Origin of the sequence: Corynebacterium sp. Marseille-Q2823, from assembly GCF_903645345.1 — a bacterium.
GTDB lineage: Bacteria > Actinomycetota > Actinomycetes > Mycobacteriales > Mycobacteriaceae > Corynebacterium > Corynebacterium hiratae.
Genome location: NZ_CAHJXS010000006.1, coordinates 142,436 through 161,139, shown reverse-complemented (window position 1 = coordinate 161,139; position 18,704 = coordinate 142,436). Strand labels below are relative to the sequence as shown.

The following is an 18,704-nucleotide window of genomic DNA, read 5'->3' as shown; positions in this document are numbered from 1 at the left end:
GTGTGGTCACGGTAGGCGGTTCCCTTGGTGTAGACGAGGGTGTCGCCGGCGTCGGGTGAGGCAACCATCTCAGAATCATCGGCTACCACTCGGTAGAAGACCACCTCATCCGGCGTGTGGTCCAGCTCGGGCCACCACAAGCGCACCGGATGGCGCTGGTCGGTGTCCTCTGGAACCGGTTCTGGTTCCACGCCATAACCAGGCTCTTCTTGAGAATCCTGTTCCGGCTGTGCCTCAAGCGGTACCTCAACCTCGAAGTTGATGCCCGGTGGAACCCAGTCTGGTTCTTGGCGGTACTGATACTCCGCCCGGATACCGAAGCCCGGGATAGTGATGTAGTCCTCTTCGTTGACCTGAGTCTTTTGCTCCTCCTCAGCCTGCAGTGCTTCCCACTCAGCGAAGAAGTCGCGAGGACCTGCCGACACAGACTGTGCCTTCTGTGTCTGCTGTGGCTGGGGGAATGCCGGGGCTGCCTCCACTCGTGCCGCTTCTTCTCGTGCCACGCGCTCTTGGGCCGCGCGCTCTCGCGCGGCACGTTCACGCGCGGCACGTTCACGCGCGGCACGTTCTTCCTGCGTCACCGCAGCGTTGCGCGCCTCCGCGCTCAGCTCCGGATGCGTTACCTCTTCGCCGTTGAACGTGGCGGCGATCTGTTCAGCGAACTGCCTAAACGGTGCTGATACGGCGTCGCGCACATCATCGGCGCTCACGCGCTTGAGCTCGTGCAGCGTCCTCAGCTCACTCAGCGGCACGTCCGCAATCGAAGGTTTCGGGTTGTGTGTCATCAACGTTCCTTAAAGAGGTTCCGTCAGAAGGTTTCGTCGAGGTCTGAGAGGTCCGGGGCTGCCGGCTGACCAAAGAATGGCCGCGCGGCTGAGCCCTCGTTGTTCTCCTGCACCGGCGACTTAAAGTCCATGTGATTCGTGTCATCCAGCTCATCCAAGGACAGATCCGAGGACTGAGCAAAGGGCTGTGCGCTAGACGACGCATCCGGAATCAAGTACTTGAAATCCGTAATCTTTCCGTACTGCACTACCGTCACAGAACGTGAAAGCTGGCTGGTCAGCGCGGTCTGGCTGTCGACCTCCACGATGCGCGTGCGGGAGCCATCAATTTCGGTATAACCTTCAGCGCCGCCAGCGCTGGTGAGTGCGTTGGAGCTAAAGGCCTGGAGGGCTCCCTTTTCCTGGTTCATTCCGGCGAGGAACTCGGAGGTGCTCTGCACGCGGCTGCCGCCCTCCTCGCGGAAGGTCACGCGGCTTAGGTAGCGCTGCAGGCTGCGGGTCATCCGCGGGTCCGTGATGACCTTCTGCCATTCCTGTTGCTTCAGGTCACGGTCCTGCATGTACGCGTGATCGAGGTTGCGCGACAGGTTATCCAAGGCAGTGCTGGACCCCAGTCCAGCCATGCCCCACATCTCATTGAGCGCCACGGCCGAGTGGCCAGTGCGGTTGCGCTCGAAGGTGTTATTCATGTCGTCGAGCAGCGACTTAAGCGAACGGTGCGCCCATTCGGTCTGGAAGATGTAGGAGCGGATTTCATCCGTCATGCGCACAGCATCGTCGCGGTTGAGCACGGCCTGGGCAATACGAGCGTTCTCCGGAAGACCCGACTGCGGTGTCCGCAGCCGGTCGCTCGACGTCTCCTTGCGGCCGAAAGGTGCGTAGATCGCACGGCCCAGCAGCGCCGACCAGCTCAGGAACTGGTTATAGGCATTAGAGATGCGCGAGATCTCCGCGGAGGAGGTTGCCAGATTCTGGGCGGCAATTTCCTGATTGCGGTTGAGCAGCTTTCGCCTCTGCACGTAGTCAAAGATTTCACGCTGGGCCTTAGTAAAGACCGCCCAGGAGCAGACGAGGAAAAGCACGACCGCCAGGATGATGCCCACGACGTACCACGGCCAGTCGAACCACTGTAGGTACTCACCCAGCGGCAAGTCTGGATTGTAGCGCCCGGCCACCATGTAGGTCATGAGAGCAAGCGCCACGAAGAGCACGATCCACATCGTGCGCAGCTTCCGGGTCAGTGCTTTGTTTTCCGCGTTGAAATCACGCGCTTGGAAGTTATTGGCCAGCTCTTGTAGCTCGCGTGCTTTGGCGTGCGCGTCGCGGTACTTCTGCTGGGCATGCCCCAGCTTCTCCCATAGGCCCTGGCCCACCTTCCAGGCGAAGGTGGTGCTGTTCTTTGCTCGCCACGACGCAAACTCGTGCTTCTTGCGGCTCACCGCCTCGTTGCGGGTTTGCTGGCTGGTGTACTCGATGTCAGCGGCAAAACGCTCGGCGCCTACCGGATCGAAAGGCGCGACGGTTGCTTGGGACTCGTGTGTATAGCCCAGCGTGCTGGTCATCAGCGGGTGGAAGCCTTGGAAGGAAGCGCTGACATCCTGCACAGACTGGCCACCGTATTGCACGATGTACATGTTGCCCTGGTTATTGCGCAGCCCCTTGGTGTCGATGCTCTCGCGCCACGAGCCATCGACCAAGCCGAGTGCATAGTCGTGGTATGCCTCCCACGTGCGCGACAACTGCGGTTCCTGTCCCAGGGAAAAGTGCTGCTCCCGGGCGACCCGCATGGTGTGCTCGCTGGCTTGGCGCAGCTCTTCGACGCTCGTCGCGCCGCTGCCCTTGCCGGAATGCCCCGCCAAGACGACCTCCACGCTGGAGTCCTCGCCGTAGAGCATCTTCTGCAGGAAGGTAGCCGCGTTCTTGTTCATCGCACCGCGCTGGCCCTCAACCCAATCCTGGGGCTTGCCGACGACCGTGGACCAGTACAAACGCAAGTTATCCTTCAGTGCTGCCCAGCCGCTGACCTTGTGGGACTGCAGCTCCTCATAGGCGGTCGGGGTGCTCACCAACGGAGCAATCTCCTGGTTGATGAACATCTGCGCGCACTGCTCCGTGAGCTGCTCCGGGTTGGCATAATGCACGGCGCGCGAAATGTTGTTGACCTGCGGCTGCGGCAGGCGCTGGGCGGGATCGAAGACAGCCTTTTTTACCTTGTCCTCGATGTCATTGGCATCGATGGTGCGGTGAAAAGCGCGTACGAGACGGAAACGCTGCCGGTCACCGGTTTCGATGACGCGGTGCGTCTCCGGATCCAACACGGCCGGTTCCGGCATGCCGCGCCACAGACCGAAAATGCTGGCCACGGCCGGGGCTGCGAACTGTGCCAACTCGAAGCCGTCCGCGGTGCGCTTGATGGGACGGATGCGCGATGACGCCGGGGTTCCGCCCTCCTCCGGGGAGAGCACGAGGTTGCTCCAGCCCTGCAACGGGGCGATGTCCACGCTTTCGCGCGGGAGGGCGGAGAGCAGCAGGCGCACGCGCAGATTGGAGGCCTGGATGAGCCGCTGATCGACGGCGCTGACCCACTCCGTGAGCTTGTCGACGTCCTGCGGTTGTTCCGCGTCCATCGGGTCAATGGTGGCGAGGAGGACGTCCCCGCTGAAGCTGCGGAGGGCCTCGTCGAGCGTCGACAAGCGCGCCGTTCCCTCTTCCGTAAAGGAGCGCACGACGGCCCCACTGGTGGGGTGGGCATAGTCGATCCAGAGGAAGTTCTGCAGGAGACCAACCGCACGCAGATCGCTCAGGCGGGAGCGGATGTCATCCGCGGTGGCGCCGTGTCCAAAGATAATTACGTTCGTCATTAGAAGGTGTCATCCAGGTCGTTGAGGTTGAATTCCGGCGCGGTGGGCTGGGCGAAGCCTGACTCGGAGCTACGCACCTGCGGCTCCGGCTGGGCCACGGGATTCTCCGCCACCGTCTTAGCCTGATCCAGGTAGTTGCGGATGACCGGAACCATCGCGATGACGTCCAGCGCCAAGTCACGGTAGTACGGCGTTATCGAGGCAACTTCGCGGGAACGGATCTCAGCGAAAGGCTTTTCCTTCCGGCCCTGGCCCGGCAGAGCATTGGAGTGCCCCGGCACAAAGTGGTCTGCGCCGCGAGCAAACTTGTCCAGCTCGTTGACGAAAGTTTCGTAGCGATCCTGAATAGAAGTGCCTACAACTCCGCGGTTCGGGACGTCACCGTTAGCCAGGAACTGTGCCAGGCGATGCACCACGGGGTGCGTCGAGGCGCCAGAGTGGGCGAAGTCGAGGCCGTCGTCGAAAAGCCCACGCAACAGTTGGTACGGGTACAGCGAGGAGGCGAAACCATAACGCCCAGTTTCCTGAACCTTGGCGTAGGCGATGAAGATGGATTCCAGCACCGAGGACATCCAGTCCGACTTCTTGATCATGCGGCGTGGTGAGATGAGCAGCGGGTTCGGGAAGTCCACCCAATCGTTGACGCCGCCATCTGTGTCATCGAAAATGTGGGCCGCGGCGTTGGCAGCATCCGGGTTCGAAATGTAGACGCGGCCGGTGATACGCCCGATGATCCAGCCAGCCACCATGGCCTGGCGTTCCGTGTTCGTCAAAGGCAGTGCTGCCGGCAACGGGCGGGTGCGGCGCTCAGACCACCAGGAGCCGTCGAAATTGTCCTGCTTCTCAATGTCCTTGGCAATGTAGTTGAACATGGAGGAGAAGACGATCGGCGAGTAGTTCGGGTAGGAACCAAAGATCTCAATGTGTTGGACGTGGTCCGACATGTTGAGCGAATTGCGCAAAGCCACGGAAGAAGGACCATCAATCTCAGGGCGGCTCAGCACTGACTCCAGCTGAGCGGCAATGCCGGTCTCCGCAGAGCCCAGCTCCGCAAACGGGATATCGGAGAAAGAGTAGGTGTACTGCACCGACTTGCCGTGGATGCGCTGGACCATCTCATCGTTGACCGCAGCCAGCGGGCGGGCATAGCTCAGGGCCAGTTGGAAAGCCTCGATGAAGCGACGCTGACGCTCCGCGTGCTCAACCTCGTTGATGTCTGGGGTGAGCGTGAGGTAGCGGCGCAGGTCCACAGAGTTGAACTTCTGGAACTCGTAGTCACGGCGGTTAATCCACTGACGCGAGCGCTCCAGCAGGTCAGTCGGGCGAATCTTCGCCCGGTAGTGCGCACGCTGTGATTCGCGGGTTTCGCCATTCTGCGGATGGCGCGAGAGGTACTTGGATACCCAGCCGGCCCGGTTGGAGTAGGCATCGTTGGTGCGCTTCTGCGGCGCCAACGTGTCATTCGGCGCCTGGGCCGCATCGAGCGATTCCCATTCGCCGCGGATGACGGCACGCACGGCAAAGGGGTAGGCCTGCTCGTAGTTGGTGACATCCGCGGTGGACTGTTGGCCCTGGATGGTGCGCAGCATCTGGTCCCGATAGTCCGAGATGAAGGAGTTGACGTCGGTCAGCATGATTTCGTTCTCCGCGCCCTTGAAGCGGGATTCCACGACCTCATCGAACTCCGTCGGCCACGAGTTGACCTCATCGGTGCGGACATCAGCCAGCTTGTTGGTTTCCGGGCGCTTCGACACGGCCTTCTCCAACACCGCATGGGCATCTCCCAGCTCGCGCTTGAGATGGAAGAGGTTCTCATCGGCGTAATCCTGAAGGACGTCCTTGAGCAGGTGTGCGATGGCCATGAGGGCGTAGCTGTAGAACTGGTTGAAGTACAGGCCCATGAGCGCATTGACGGTGGGGGTCGGATCCGTCATCTGCCCCTTACCGGTCAATGGGCTGAGGATGGGATCCGCGCCTTCCGGCTTCGTCAGCACGCGGGTGTTTTGGTAGTAGCCGGAGTACTCAGCCAGGCACGGCAGGAGGCGGTCGGAGTTGGTGAGAACGTCCGTGATCTTGGAGAGCATCTCGCGCACATAAGGAACGCCCACCGCGGCCAGCTCCGCCTCCACGGCAGCGAGGACGCTATCGCTGAAGAAGTTGGCGTAGCGGTAGACGATGTCATAGGCGGCATTGTTAAGAACAGATGCGATGGCCTGCTCGTTGCGCGGATCCGCCATGTTGCCCTCGAACTCTTCACGCCATTCGTTAACGTTGCGGCCCTGGCCTACGGGGATGAAGCTCTGCAGGTATTTCGTGGCGCTATCAGCGGCTTGCTGGGCTTGACCGCCAAACACGCTGTTGAGCCAGTTCCACACGCTGCCGCTGTCGATCTGCCCGCCATGCGCCCAAGAAGGATCGAGCGTGATGGAGCCGAAGGCATTGGGCAGGCGCTCCTCCAGCTTCTTGGCAATCTGCATCTCGCCGGCCTCGGGGTTTTGCGGGTCGAGGTGCCCGTTGAAGAGGCGCTCGAAGGCACTACGCGCAAGGCGCTGGGAGGAATACTCGGCGAAGCGATCGCGGCCCATCGACACCTGGGCATAGCCGAGCGAACCCCAGGGCAGGCGGCCCCACGGGGTTCCACCCGTCGGGCTATCCCAGCCGAAGAAGCGGCGGCCGCCGTCACCGGCCGGAGTGTTAGTCATTGCATAAGACACCAAGTTATCGCTGGCCTTGGTGGAGGCCATCAGTCCTGCCAAGGCTCGTCCCAGGCCACGGTAGATGGACATGGCGGAGCCGTCACCGAAGCGGGCGCTGGTGGTACCCATCTTGGAGCCGATCGGGAAGATGCGGCTGAAGATCTGGCCCTCCGGCGGGGTACCCATGTCGAAGGCCTCAAAGACGGCGCGGTCGTGGTCGCTGGAGTTGCCCATTTGTGCGGCGACGACTTCACCGAACATCGCGAGCGAGTTCGGCCACGCGCCGGCCATGTCATCCGCCTTGTTATCGGAGAAGATCTCCGGGGTGTACATGAAGACGAGCGTGCCCTGCGGGTTCACGTTCGGAATGGTGGTGAGCACGCGGCACACGTCGAGGAACATCGAAGCACCTGCACCGCCTGCCATGGAGGAGACCACGAGGACCACCGGCTGGGAATCGCCGGTATCAGAGTCCAGCTTGGTCTGCTTGTAATTAAGGCGGTTGAGCTCCTGGATCGCCTCCTGCGTGAACATCTCATCCACCGCATCCTTGAGGGCCTGGCGAATCTCCTTCAGGTGCGGAAGGGTCAGCATGCGGCCGATCGCACGGTACTGGCCGGCACCGTCAGCCAGCTTCACGTCATTGGTGGAGGGGTTGCGGGTGGCCCACGTTGCGATCTCCCCGAGCTTGCCGGAGCGGCCCAGGATGCTGGATACGCCTTCATCGAAGGTGTTGTAGTTCTGGCGCGAACCAATGCCAACGTAGTGGCCACCGTTCTGCGTAACGTTCGGCAGCTTTTGCGGGCCGGCTTCCTCTTCGAGCGGCACGTCGATGTTGACGAACTGCCAAGCCTTGGGCAGCTCGGTTAAGTCCGGGTCGATGCTTCGCAGCTCGGCCTTGAGCTGGTCCATCATGAACGCCAGTGTCTTGGCGCCGGAGCCACCGCAACCGACGACGAGGAACTTCTTCATCTCTAATTACCTTTCGAAGGGGAGGTTCGCTTCTGTTCTAATTAGGTTTGGTGTGTGATGCTCAACCGGCTTAGCCCTGGGATCCGAATCCCGGGCTCGGGGGCCAGCCGCCATTGTTACCAGGGTTACCAGGATTGTTCGGGCGCTGCTGGCCTGGCTGGCCGAAACCGGGGCCTCCACCGAAGCCGGATCCGCCACCAACGTTGGGGCCACCGCCAAAGCCGGGGCGCCCTGGCTCGCCTGTGGGCCCTGGCTGGCCGTGATTCGGTGGACCGGATGGCTGGGACGGCCCAAAGCCTCCGTGCTGCGGCGGTTGCTGCTGCGCACCATTGCGGGGAGCACTCTGCGGGCCGCGCTGCGGCGTAGGTGGTTGGCCAGGGTGTGGTCCGCTCTGCGGGGCATTCGGCGGCTGTGGGCCAGGCTGGCCCGCCTGCGGCGGCGTCTGCGGCGGTGTCTGCGGCGGTGTCTGCGACTGTGACTTCTCGGCGGGGAATTCCACTTGGTCGAAGAGCTGCAGGGCCTGGCGGCTGATCTCCTTCGACATCTCGTCGTACGCGCTGGCCTGCGCCAACGTATCGACAGTCAGGACGATCTCTCCGGAGTTGCGGTCCTTCACGTTGCCCACGAAGAACCACGTGTTCTGCACAGCAAGTGGCAGCACTGCGCGGTAGCCGGACTTCTTGCCCTTACCGGAGATAGTGCCATCGCGCTGAACCTCCACGTGGGCGGCGGTAAAAGGGCTCAGGCCCATCTTTACCTTGGCGTCGTTGCCACCCAGGCGAACAGAACGTGCAGAGGTCTCAACCGGAACAGCACCCTGGAATTCATCCTTGGACACCGCAAATGGGCGGCCATTATCGGTACGTATGAGGTTCGCGCCATCGCGCTTGACCGGGATGGTCTTCGCAAACATGCGCGGCTTCTCCGGAATGCGGCCGCTAATCCACTTCATCAAGTACAGAATTCCCAAGGGGATCAGCAGCGCGAGCACAACCGCAAGGACGAAGGACAGACCGAACGCGGACTTGTTCAATGGCGCGCTCATCGAGCCCTGCAGCGTCAGCGGTAGCTCCAGCTGTTGGTTATCCTCAGCCGACTGCAGGTTAATCACCGGCTCCACGCGCAGCGGGCCATCCGCCATCTCCTCAACGCTCACCGTCACCGGGATGGTCGTCTTCTCATCCTTGGAGAGCTCCAGCGCGGAATCCTCAGAATTGTGCTTGGAGCTCACGGAAACGGAAGGTACTCCTGCGGGAAGCATGCCGTCAGCGGAATCCACGGTCTGGTCTGCTACCCAGACCTTGCCGGGACCGGTCACGGGAACATCGACGGTAATTTCCTTTTCCGTCATGGTGATCGTCTGCGCCGAGCCCACCGTCGGCATATTAACCGGGGTAACGGTCAGCGGCGTTTCCGCGTTGATGGGATCCAGCTTCGAACCTGGGCGCTCATCGGTGCCCTTGGTGGTGATCTCCACGCGCGTCACCAGCTGACCGGATGCGGCGTTTTCCACCTGGTCCAGGGGAATATCGACTGGCTGCCCATCGGTGATGGGCGCATTGTCCACGAGGGTAACCGGGGAGCCGTCCTCCGGTACGAACTCGGCGTGGAGGGTACCTTCGCCCTCCAGCGTGCGTGGCTCGCCCTGGCCATCGACCAACTGCCCCTTCAGGACCTGGTCCGAGTTGATGCCGCCTTCCACCTTGGAGCCGTCTTCCGTCTTGAGGTCCAGGTTGAGGCCCGGCACCATAACGACGGACGCGAGGTACTCACCGTCAGTCCCTTCAGCCACCTTGTAGCCAAAAGTCCAGGCGCCTGCCCAGGGGTCGCCGTCCTTCTCCATCGCGATATCAACCATGCCCGGTAGCTTGCTGTTCTCCGTCACGGAGACCTTCGCGCCGGCTACGTGAGTGGTATCAGGCTTGAGCTCAACGGTTTCACCATCGGGCCCAGTCAGAGTCGGGATGAGCTCTCCTTCCCCAACCGAGCTCTTCGGCACCGCCGACAATCGCACTGGGGACACGGAGTTATCGAGGACGAAATCGAATTGGTCCTTGAGGTTTCCCTCCTTGGTCACACCACCCGAGGTGGGGATGAGGTTACGGAAGGCAGCGAACAGCGCCGCTGGATCCTCACCCGCGTCGAAGAAAGCACCGTTGGGAGCGCCCTGGCCACAGTCTTCGCCCTCCGCCATGCGGGTGAGCTGGCGGACCTGATCTTGTGCTTCTGCAGCCGGCACGAGGCCCACGTTAAAGAGGCGGATATTGGAGTTGCGGAACGCGGTGACAGAGGAATTAACCTCACAGAGCTTGTCCTGCGCTCCCTGGAGATCATGAGCCTCGGCATCGGTGTAGTACTTGCCATCGGTAAAGAACACGATGGCGCGGCAGCTGCTGCCCTGGTGGGAAGCCAGTTCCTTGAGTGCTCCCTTGTAGGCCACGCCATAGTTGGTTTCTAGATCCGCAACACGGTCCTCCTGTCGGAACTTGTCCAGTTCGCCTTTGAGAGCATCCCCATTGCCGGAGACATTGGTCCACCCGCCATAGTCAGCCGGATCGCTGTAGTACTCGGAGCCGAAACCGGCGAGCTTGACGTTGATGTCTGCGCCATTGTCCTCCCCGAGGTTAGCCAGCTGCTTGACGATGTCCGCCGTGGCGTCAACGCGGAAATAATCAGCATCCGTCGGCTTCGATCCCTCATAGCCAACCAGCGAGGCCGACTGGTCAAGAACGAACAACAGGTCCGCGGATTTTTCGCTGGCGATGCAGGAGCCAAAATCAGAGAGGTTCTTTTGCGAGACCTCAGAAAGCGCGGACTCGGAGCCGATTCCCTCAACGTGCTCCTGTGGCGGCGGATTCTCTCCGCCGTGGTCTTCTGGGTTCTCCCCGTTTTGTTCTTCCGGCTGGCCTTCCGATCCCTCTGGTGCAGGAGCCTCCGGCGCGGGGGCGTCTGGGGCCGGAGGAGCCTCCTGCGCCACCGCTCCCAGGCTGCCGCCGAATCCGGCGAGTGCCATCGCCGCGGACAGGGCAAGTACACGAGTGAGCTTCTTCATTAGACGCCAACCGCCTTTCCTACGTAGAAGGCGATTTCCACCGCAGCGACAATAACAAGGACAAAGCTCCCGCCCATGATGAGGCGGTACAGCAAGGTTTGCGTGGTGTCCTCTACATAAAACGTCTCAGCCTGGCGCTGCGTGTTCTTCAGCGTATAAATACCCAAAAGGATGAAGGACACGATTCCAGCCAGCAGCCAGCCGCCAATAGCCAGGCCAAAGAACAAGACCTGCGTAGGGGCCGCCACGAGCGGGGCGACAATCAACAGAATCAGCGCAATGACCGCAGATACGCCAGCTGCAATGAGAAGCGGCCACGGTCCCTTCGTGGGACCCGTGGGTGTTGCCACCTGGCGGCGGTAGTCCGGCGCCGGGGAGGACTGGCCGAAGCCATCCGGCGAGCCCGGCGCGCCGAAGGAGCCACCGGTACCCGAATCGGAGCCTTGGCCAAACCCAGAACCCGAGGAAGGCTTCTGTACGGGGTTCTGCGCAGGATTCGGTGCACCAAAGCCACCGAATCCGCCAGGTCCACCGGGCGCGCCAAACCCAGAGCCAGAACTGTTTCCGGACCCTGTGCCTGGCTGGGGAGCCCCCTGTGGCGGGCGCCCGCCGAACTGTGGTGACGAGCCTGGGGAACCAAACGTCATATCGATGACCTTCCCTAATGCGAAGTTGTGCCGCCGACTAGCCTCTACCTACTCCATCGAAAGGCGCAGAAGGCGAAAAAGACCAGCCGGAGGCTTAAGGACTAGAACCAAGGTAGCCGTGCCCCCTGACACGGCCTGCCCTTCAGTGGCCCGAAATTCGAACGCGCCCGAATTTCTTCGAGCGCACCGTGGCACAGTAGACAGGAAACGTGCAGGGAACACGAAAACACTGCAAGCAAAAGAATGCCACACTAGGAGCGTTTTTTCTGCCCACTTCACAGATCTTTATGGGTGGACTACCGGAACTGCCTCCCAGGAAGGTGCAGCTCAACTGCTCTTTCTTAAGGAACGAGGTGGAATGGGAGCACTCCCCGCCTGACGGGAATCAATTTCCTCATTTCTGCTTCCCCCAGTTTCGTGGAAAGATGCTGTTCCATGACAACTCAATCGGCAACCGCAACCACCGCAAAGGGTGGCGAGAGCATCCGATTCATCCCGGTACATTCCACTTTGTACCCGTGGCTGGTCGCGGTGTTCGTCGTTACCTTCCTCATCTCGAACATCAACGCCACGAAGGGCGTCCAGCTCGGCCCGCTTATCACCGATGGCGCCTTCTTCCTCTTCCCCATCGCCTACATCGTGGGCGACGTTCTCTCTGAATGCTATGGCTTCAAGTCCACCCGCCGAGCCGTGTACATCGGTTTCGCCATGGCGCTTCTAGCCGCAGTTTCCTTTTATATTGCAATCTGGCTGCCCGCGGCTGATTTTTACGAAGGCCAGGAAGCCTTCGCCGCCACGCTCGGCCTGGTTCCGCAGATCCTGCTGGCTTCCCTCGTCGGCTACGTCGTGGGCCAGCTGCTCAATTCCTTCACCCTGGTGAAGATGAAGGCCCGCTCGGGCGAGAAGGGCCTCATCGCCCGCCTTGTTGCTTCCACCGTCGTCGGCGAATTCGGCGATACCCTGCTGTTCTGCGCCATCGCAGCGCCTGTCATCGGTATCGATTCCTTCAGCGGCTTCCTGAACTACGTCATCGTGGGCTTCTTGTGGAAGACCGCCTGCGAGGTCATCATGCTTCCACTGACCACGCTGGTTATCTCTTGGGTCAAGCGCCGCGAGGACTACGTGCCTATCGACGAGGCCGACACCCCTACGTCAGCGCCGTCTAAGTAGCAGCGACCCGCCCCGATCTTTCACCCCCTTAGCACGCACTGTGCTGAGGGGGACTTTTCACTCTTCCCTTCACTTGCCCCAATGAATACAATGTATTCACGATGGTTAAGGAGGAAATATGGCTACTTTGACAATTCGCATGGATGATAACGACGCTGAACTCGTTCGGAATCTAGCTACCTTTGAGGGCCGGACGATATCTGACTTTGCCCGAGCAGCACTTTTAGAACGGGTCGAAGACTACTACGACCTTCAGGAACTGCGCGCAGCAATGGCAGAAGATTCTGGCGAACGGTTTAGCCTTGATGAGGTCCTCGAGGATCTCTAAAGATGTCGGAGGGAATCACTTCATATCACGTCGAATTCACGTCGAAAGCCCGCAAACAGCTAAAGAAGTTTGACCGATTCGATGCGCGAATCATCGTGACGTGGATCCAAAAGAACCTCGAAGGCTGCGAAGACCCTCGAGCTCTCGGAAAAGGATTGACTTCAAACCGTTCAGGTGAATGGCGCTATCGGGTCGGCTCCTACCGCATTCTGGCGTACATCCACGACCAGAAAATAACGATTGAGGTATTCGCTATCGGCCACCGGAAGGACATCTACGATGCATAAGCATCTGCGAGGTTCCCTCCTCCCCATCCTTGGCCTGGCCACAGCCTTTAACCTTGCGGCATGCTCGGGTACAGAGGAAGCCACCACGTCGCCTGAAACGACGAGCCACGCGGCACCGGAAACGACGACGGTGAGCAGTGAGGCGTCGTCAAGCGCAGCACCCAGCACCACCCCTGCCCCGCCGCCGCTCAATGAGGGACCGGCACCTGCACTGACCGGCACGTTTGAGATGGATGGCCCGGCCACCATCACGGGCGCGACCTACGATTCAATGCCCTTCGTCCTGCCCCTCAACCCCGCTGGGCCACAGGAGACCATGGTGCGCTGGGTGCAAGACTGGGGTGAGTCACCCGCCACGGCGGAACAGGGCACTACCTACGTCTTGGGCCATGCCTGGGGCCAGCAGAAACTGGTGTTCAACCCCTTCTCCGAGGTGGTCACCGCCAACGTGGACCTGAGCAACCCCACCACCGTGGAGGGCCTCGACGGGGCGCAGGTGCAGCGCTTTGCGACGCCCATCCTCAACGGCTCCCACATCCGCATGACGTCTGATGGTGGTGCCGGGCGCGAGTGGATTGTCGATAACGCTTTCCTGGTGGGCAAGGAACAGCTAGGAAGCGACGCGGACCTGATGAATACCGAGGTTCCCGGGCGCATCGTACTCATCGCCTGTGCGGTAGACGGCAGCACTGACTTGGAGTACAACGTCATCGTCACCGGTCACTTGGCGTAATAGCGCCCCAGGAATTCATCGCGGTAGGCCTCGTAATAGCCGCCGTCGATCGACGCCCGGATGTTATCCACCAAGCGGATCATGAACTCCAGGTTGTGGATGGTGCACAGCGTGCCCGCCAAGAATTCCTTGGCCTTGAGCAGGTGGTGGATGTAGGCGCGGGAGTAATTCTCCGAGACGTAACCGCCGAATTCCTCATCCACACCAGCAAAGTCGCGCTTGAAGCGCGCATTGGTGAGGTTGAGACGTCCGTCGAGGGTGTAGACGCCACCGCGGCGCGCTAGGCGGGTGGGTGCCACGCAGTCGAAGGTATCGGCACCAGCCTCAACGGCGGTAAAGATGTCATCCGGTTCAGAGATACCCAGCAGGTGCCGGGGCTTATCGACGGGCAACTCATCGCACACCCAGCCCACAATCGTTCCCAGGTTCTCCTTCTCCAACGCGCCACCGATGCCGAAGCCACCGAATCCGCGCCGACCATTGGCCTCGGCGCGATCGGAAAGCTCCACCAACCCGCGCGCGGCCTGGCGGCGCAGATCCTCGTATTGCGCGCCCTGCACCACGCCCCACAGGGACTGGCGCGGCTTCTGCGGGCCGCGGGCGAGCGTCAGTCGGTCGTGCTCATCCAGGCAGCGCTGCGCCCAGCGGCGCGTGCGCTCCACGGATTCCTCCTGGTAGGTGCGGGTATCTACGAGCGTGGTGAGCTCGTCGAAGGCGAACATGATGTCCGCACCCAAGCCATGCTGGATCTGCATGGAGACCTCCGGAGTGAAGCGGTGCGTGGAACCATCGATGAAGGACTTAAAGTCCACACCGTCCTCATCCACCTGCGCCATGCGCTCCTTCTTGGCCGCACGGATGTCGGAGTCCGTCAGGTCTGCCACGTCCATGGCGAGTACCTTCTTGAAACCCACGCCGAGTGACATGACCTGGAATCCGCCCGAGTCGGTATAGGTCGGCCCATGCCAGTTCTCGAAGGTAGCCACACCACCGGCCTCGTCCACGATGTCATGGCCCGGCTGTAGATAAAGGTGATAAGCGTTGGACAGGATGGCCTGCGCTCCGGTCAGGCGAATCTGCTCCGGGGTCAGCGTCTTCACCGTTGCCTTGGTGGCCACCGGAATAAACGCCGGGGTTTGGATATCACCGTGCGGGGTATGGATAACACCGGTGCGGCCGTGCTTTCCCGGTTGCGTTGGACCACTTAGGTCCAGCTCCTTCTTCACGTCGAAAGAAAGATCGGTCTCCAGCAGCGGCTTAGGGTGAGTCATAGGGAACTATTCTACGGGCTGTGCTGCTTTATCCTCTGCTTCACGGGACGCTGCCGCGTGTTTGCGCTCCCATTCTTCCTCGAGTGCGGTGCCCTCGATATCCAGCTGCGGGATCAGCTTGTCCAGCCACTTCGGCATCCACCACGTGGTATGCCCCATGAGGAACATGGTGGCGGGGACAAGCGACATGCGGACTAAGAAGGCGTCGAAAAGCACGCCCGCCGCCAGCGCGAAGCCGAAGATCTGGATAAAGGGCAGGGGCTGGCTGATAAAGGCCACGAAGACCGCAATCATAATGATGGCCGCGGCGGTGACCACGCGGGCACCGGCGGTAAAGCCAGCGATGGTGGCTTCATCGTTGGCGTTGTACTTGCTGTACTTCCCACCACTGCCCTGCGGGAAACGGGAGAAATGCTCGCGCATGCGGGTGACCAGGAAGACCTGGTAGTCCATGGCTAGGCCGAAGGTCACGCCGATGAGGAAGATGGGCATGAAAGAAATCAACGGGCCCGGCGCAGGCACCAGGCCGGTGAGGCCGTCCTGCCATACAAGCACGGTCAGGCCGAAGGCTCCGCCGACGGAAAGCAGGAAGCCCAGGCCCGCGACCAGCGGCACCAAGATGGAGCGGAATACCGCCAGCAGCAGGAAGATGGCCAGCCCCACCACGATGGCGAGGTATGGCCCCATGGCCTCCTCGAGGCGCTCGGTGATATCGAGCTGCACCGCGGTCAGACCTGTCATGCCGATCTCGGCACCGGTGGCATCCTCCAGCTCCGCGCCGGCGGTGCGCAAGGCGGAGGCGGTGCCAACCGTGGCCTCATCCGTCGGCGCTGTGGTGGGGCTGACCATAATCTGCGCAGCCTTCATGTCTTTGCTCACGCCCACCAGCTGGGCGTGCTTAACGCCGCCGACCTGGTTCAGGCGCTGCACGGAATAGATGAAGGAGGACAGCGCGGCCTTCTTCTGCTCATCTTCTTCGCCCTCCTGGCCCTGAATATAGGGCTGCAGTGCCGCGGATTCCGGATTAGCGTTGGCACCATCCACAATCACCAGGAAGGGGCCGTTGATGCCGGGGCCGAAGCCCTCGGACAGGAGGTCCGCCGCCTTGCGCTGGGTGGTATCCGGGTTGGACGTGGTATCCGCCGGCAGGGCCAGCTCCATGTGCAGAACCGGGGCGGTCAACGTTCCGAGGCCGAGCACCACCAGCGCCATGACCACACCGGGGACGCGCTGCACCGTGCGCACCCAACGGTTACCCATCGTTGGCTTCGTGCGGCGCGAGCGGCGCTTGGTGGGGTTGCCCGCCACGCCGGGTATGCGACCAGCGAAGGCCTTATCTCCCAGCAGGCCCAGCATCGCGGGCACCAAGGTCAGCGCCACAAGCACAGCCATGAAGACCGTTCCCGCAGCGGCCAGGCCCATGGCGGTGAGGAAGCTAATGCGCGCCACGAGCAGCGCGAAGAGCGCGATGAAGACCGTCGCGCCGGCAAAGACCACCGAGGAACCCGCGGTGCCAACGGCCATGCCGGCGGCATCCGGCCCATCCATGCGGGAGCGCTCCTGCCGGTAGCGCGACATGATGAACAGCGCATAGTCGATGCCCACGGCCAGGCCAATCATGACGGCCAGCACCGGGGTGAGGTTGTTGAGCTCCATCCAGTGGGTCGCGATCATGACGCCCATCGCACCCAGGCCCACGCCCACGACCGCGGAGATAAGCGGCATGCCCGCGGAGGCCAGCGAACCAAAAGTAATAATGAGAACGATAAACGCCACGGCCAGGCCGATGACCTCAGAAATCGAATTGACCTGGATTTCATCACCGAAGCCCGCGCCGCCGGCCTCTACTTCCAGCCCCGCCGCACGGCCGAGATCCATGGCTTCATGGACCACGTCTTTATCCGCGGGGTCTACCGAATAGGGGCTTTCCGCGTCGAAGTCGAAGGTGGTGTAAGCAATGGTCTCATCGGCATTGACCATGGCCAGGTTGTCAGCATCCGCCCGCGCGGTCTCCTCCGGTAAACCCATGGAGGTGAACTGCTCAATGACTTGCTGCTGCAGTGCAGGCGATACGTCGAGCGGGTTACCCCAGCGCTGCTGGCTGCCCTCTGGGATATCAAGGCCTTCAGCAATGTGGTGCACCACATCCGCGACCGCTTCTTTATTCTGCGGATCGCTGAGTTTCTGCCCTTCCGGGGCCTTGAAGACGAGGTTGACCGACGGCGCATTGGCCGGATTACCGTTCTCCGGGAAGAGCTCCACCGCGCGGCGGGTGGCATCAATAGCGGGCGTGCCGCTGATGGAGTACTCCGTGGTCATCGGCTTCATCAAGCTCAAGGTTGCTCCACCCGCGGCCGCCACGATGAAGATCCAGGCGATGATGACCTTCCATCGGTTGATGTAAGACCAGCGGCCTAGGTGGTAGAGCAGCTTTGCCACGGAAATTCCCCTTCACATGCGCGATTATTGCTCGCGGAAGCTTTGGTGGTGGACACGAATGTGCACCAGTTTAACCAGTTGGGCTGTGAAGCCCTAACGGTATCGCACGCCCAGCTAGGCACCACTACGTGGCCGAGCGTTAAGCGATCTCCGCTACGCCTCAGCCATATCTGCAGTTCGCGGCGAACGCGCCACAGGCAGGGACGACGCAACAGCTGCAACCACCAACGCAGCTGCCAAGGCAACCGCCGCAACACCAGGCTGAGAAGAAAGCGCCGCGAAAAGAATCATTCCAAGCGGGGTACCGGCGGTAAAGACCAGCTGATCCTTTGTTGCGAACTGGTGCACCAGACCATCATCCCCCAAAGACTGCCCGAGAGAATCCCACGCAATGCCTGCCGCAGTCATCAACAAGGACGCAGCAGCAGCAACTGCGGCGATGAGCACGAAGACAGAGGAGAATGCCAAAGCCAGGATCTGCCCGGCCAGAAGAATCAGCATCAGGATTTGCAAGGTGCTAAAACGCACCCGATCTAATGCCTTCAGAATTGTTGCGGCTGAGCCAAGCAGCGAACCGACCGCAAGCGCAGTTGCCATAAACCCCCAGGACTTTTCGTCGAAAGTATTCATAATCCATGTAGGTCCAGCACTTCCCAGGAAGCCGTTGACAATTGCCGCGACCAGCCAAGTGCCGAGCCCTACCCGCACCCAGCTCGGGAGTGTTGGGGCCGCAAGAGGCTTGTTCGGGCTCGATGAACCTGCGCTGTCCGGTTCTGGTTCAGCCGCTGCGACATTAGAGCTTTCGCCTGCTGGTTCCCTGCGCACTGAGAGAAACGGAAGAACAAAGAGCATGGCCACGAGGAAAGTGGCGCCGTCGATAAGCAATACCGTGTTGAATCCCAAGGTGAGCACTGCCGCTGTACCGATGAGTGGGCCGGCGATAAACAGCACATCACCGAGCATCGACAGGGTTCCATTGACGCGGGTGCGCTGCTCATCGGAAAACAGCTGCGACAAGAGACTAAACCTTGCTGGCCCAAAGAATGACGAGGCACAACCGTACACGCAGCTTGAGAGCGCGAACGCAGCAATGGAATCGCCGCGAGCCACCACCCACGCCACGAGTCCCCACTGCGCCAACATCCGAACGACATCACTACCCAGAATCCAGGTCACCGGCCGGTGAGGTGGCGGCAGCTTTCGGACCACTAAAGAACTAAGGAAACGGCCCGCCCACAGTGCGATAAGCACCACCGTCAAGCCGCGCCCCGACGGATCTACTCGGTGTGCCTGAAGCGCAAAAGCAATCGGGATGAGGCCGTCACCTAACCCGGAAACGACAGCGGCTGCGAAGACGAGCGAGAACGTAGCTTTAAAAGAAAGACTATTCATCAACCTCAACATTTTATAGTGCTACACTTCATAGTATTGAGCTATAGAGAGCCAGAATACATCCCCCCCTG

The 18,704-nt window shown here is 61.2% G+C and carries 11 protein-coding genes and 1 pseudogene; 4 read left to right on the top strand and 8 right to left on the bottom strand.

Features of this window, described 5'->3' with window-relative positions; genetic code table 11:
• From HWX44_RS08885 to HWX44_RS13315, 5 genes and pseudogenes are all read right to left on the bottom strand, one after another.
• Positions 1–785: pseudogene (locus HWX44_RS08885) on the bottom strand (hypothetical protein); the annotation flags it as partial.
• Positions 786–808: 23 nt separating this feature from the next.
• Entirely contained in the window at positions 809–3,646 is a 2,838-nt protein-coding gene (locus HWX44_RS08880) for a hypothetical protein (RefSeq protein ID WP_175974240.1), read from the bottom strand.
• Positions 3,646–7,314, bottom strand: coding sequence for a tubulin-like doman-containing protein (locus tag HWX44_RS08875; protein WP_175974238.1), 3,669 nt, complete (start codon positions 7,312–7,314; stop codon positions 3,646–3,648). The genes HWX44_RS08880 and HWX44_RS08875 overlap by 1 nt, the downstream gene beginning before the upstream one ends.
• A gap of 70 nt (positions 7,315–7,384) precedes the next feature.
• Positions 7,385–10,366 carry a VWA domain-containing protein gene (locus HWX44_RS08870; protein ID WP_254868151.1) on the bottom strand — a complete coding sequence of 994 codons (2,982 nt, stop codon included), beginning with the start codon at positions 10,364–10,366 and terminating at the stop codon, positions 7,385–7,387.
• On the bottom strand, positions 10,366–11,013 hold the full coding sequence (locus HWX44_RS13315) for a hypothetical protein (protein ID WP_232760836.1): 648 nt from the start codon (positions 11,011–11,013) through the stop codon (positions 10,366–10,368). Before HWX44_RS13315 ends, HWX44_RS08870 begins: the two co-directional genes overlap by 1 nt.
• Positions 11,014–11,448: 435 nt before the next feature.
• Between HWX44_RS13315 and HWX44_RS08860 the strand changes: the two genes are divergently transcribed.
• From HWX44_RS08860 to HWX44_RS08845, 4 genes are all read left to right on the top strand, one after another.
• Complete coding sequence (locus tag HWX44_RS08860) at positions 11,449–12,183, top strand: queuosine precursor transporter (protein ID WP_070546933.1); 735 nt, start codon at positions 11,449–11,451, stop codon at positions 12,181–12,183.
• Between the two features lie 118 nt (positions 12,184–12,301).
• Positions 12,302–12,511, top strand: coding sequence for a type II toxin-antitoxin system RelB family antitoxin (gene relB / locus HWX44_RS08855; RefSeq protein WP_049157792.1), 210 nt, complete (start codon positions 12,302–12,304; stop codon positions 12,509–12,511).
• A gap of 2 nt (positions 12,512–12,513) precedes the next feature.
• Positions 12,514–12,798: a type II toxin-antitoxin system RelE family toxin gene (locus HWX44_RS08850; protein ID WP_049157790.1), complete on the top strand. Its 285-nt coding sequence runs from the start codon at positions 12,514–12,516 to the stop codon at positions 12,796–12,798.
• Positions 12,791–13,531: a sortase gene (locus HWX44_RS08845; protein ID WP_175974236.1), complete on the top strand. Its 741-nt coding sequence runs from the start codon at positions 12,791–12,793 to the stop codon at positions 13,529–13,531. Before HWX44_RS08850 ends, HWX44_RS08845 begins: the two co-directional genes overlap by 8 nt.
• Here the strand turns inward: HWX44_RS08845 and tgt are convergent.
• The 3 genes from tgt to HWX44_RS08830 all read right to left on the bottom strand — a co-directional run bounded on the left by tgt (position 13,519) and on the right by HWX44_RS08830 (position 18,633).
• Positions 13,519–14,802, bottom strand: a complete 1,284-nt coding sequence (tgt, locus tag HWX44_RS08840) for a tRNA guanosine(34) transglycosylase Tgt (protein WP_175974234.1) — start codon at positions 14,800–14,802, stop codon at positions 13,519–13,521. The genes HWX44_RS08845 and tgt overlap by 13 nt on opposite strands.
• Positions 14,803–14,808: 6 nt before the next feature.
• The gene (locus HWX44_RS08835) at positions 14,809–17,241 is read right to left on the bottom strand and encodes an MMPL family transporter (RefSeq protein WP_175974232.1); all 2,433 of its coding nucleotides are present in this window, start codon (positions 17,239–17,241) and stop codon (positions 14,809–14,811) included.
• A 153-nt stretch (positions 17,242–17,394) separates the two neighbouring features.
• On the bottom strand, positions 17,395–18,633 hold the full coding sequence (locus HWX44_RS08830) for an MFS transporter (RefSeq protein WP_175974230.1): 1,239 nt from the start codon (positions 18,631–18,633) through the stop codon (positions 17,395–17,397).
• Between the last annotated feature and the right edge of the window lie 71 nt (positions 18,634–18,704).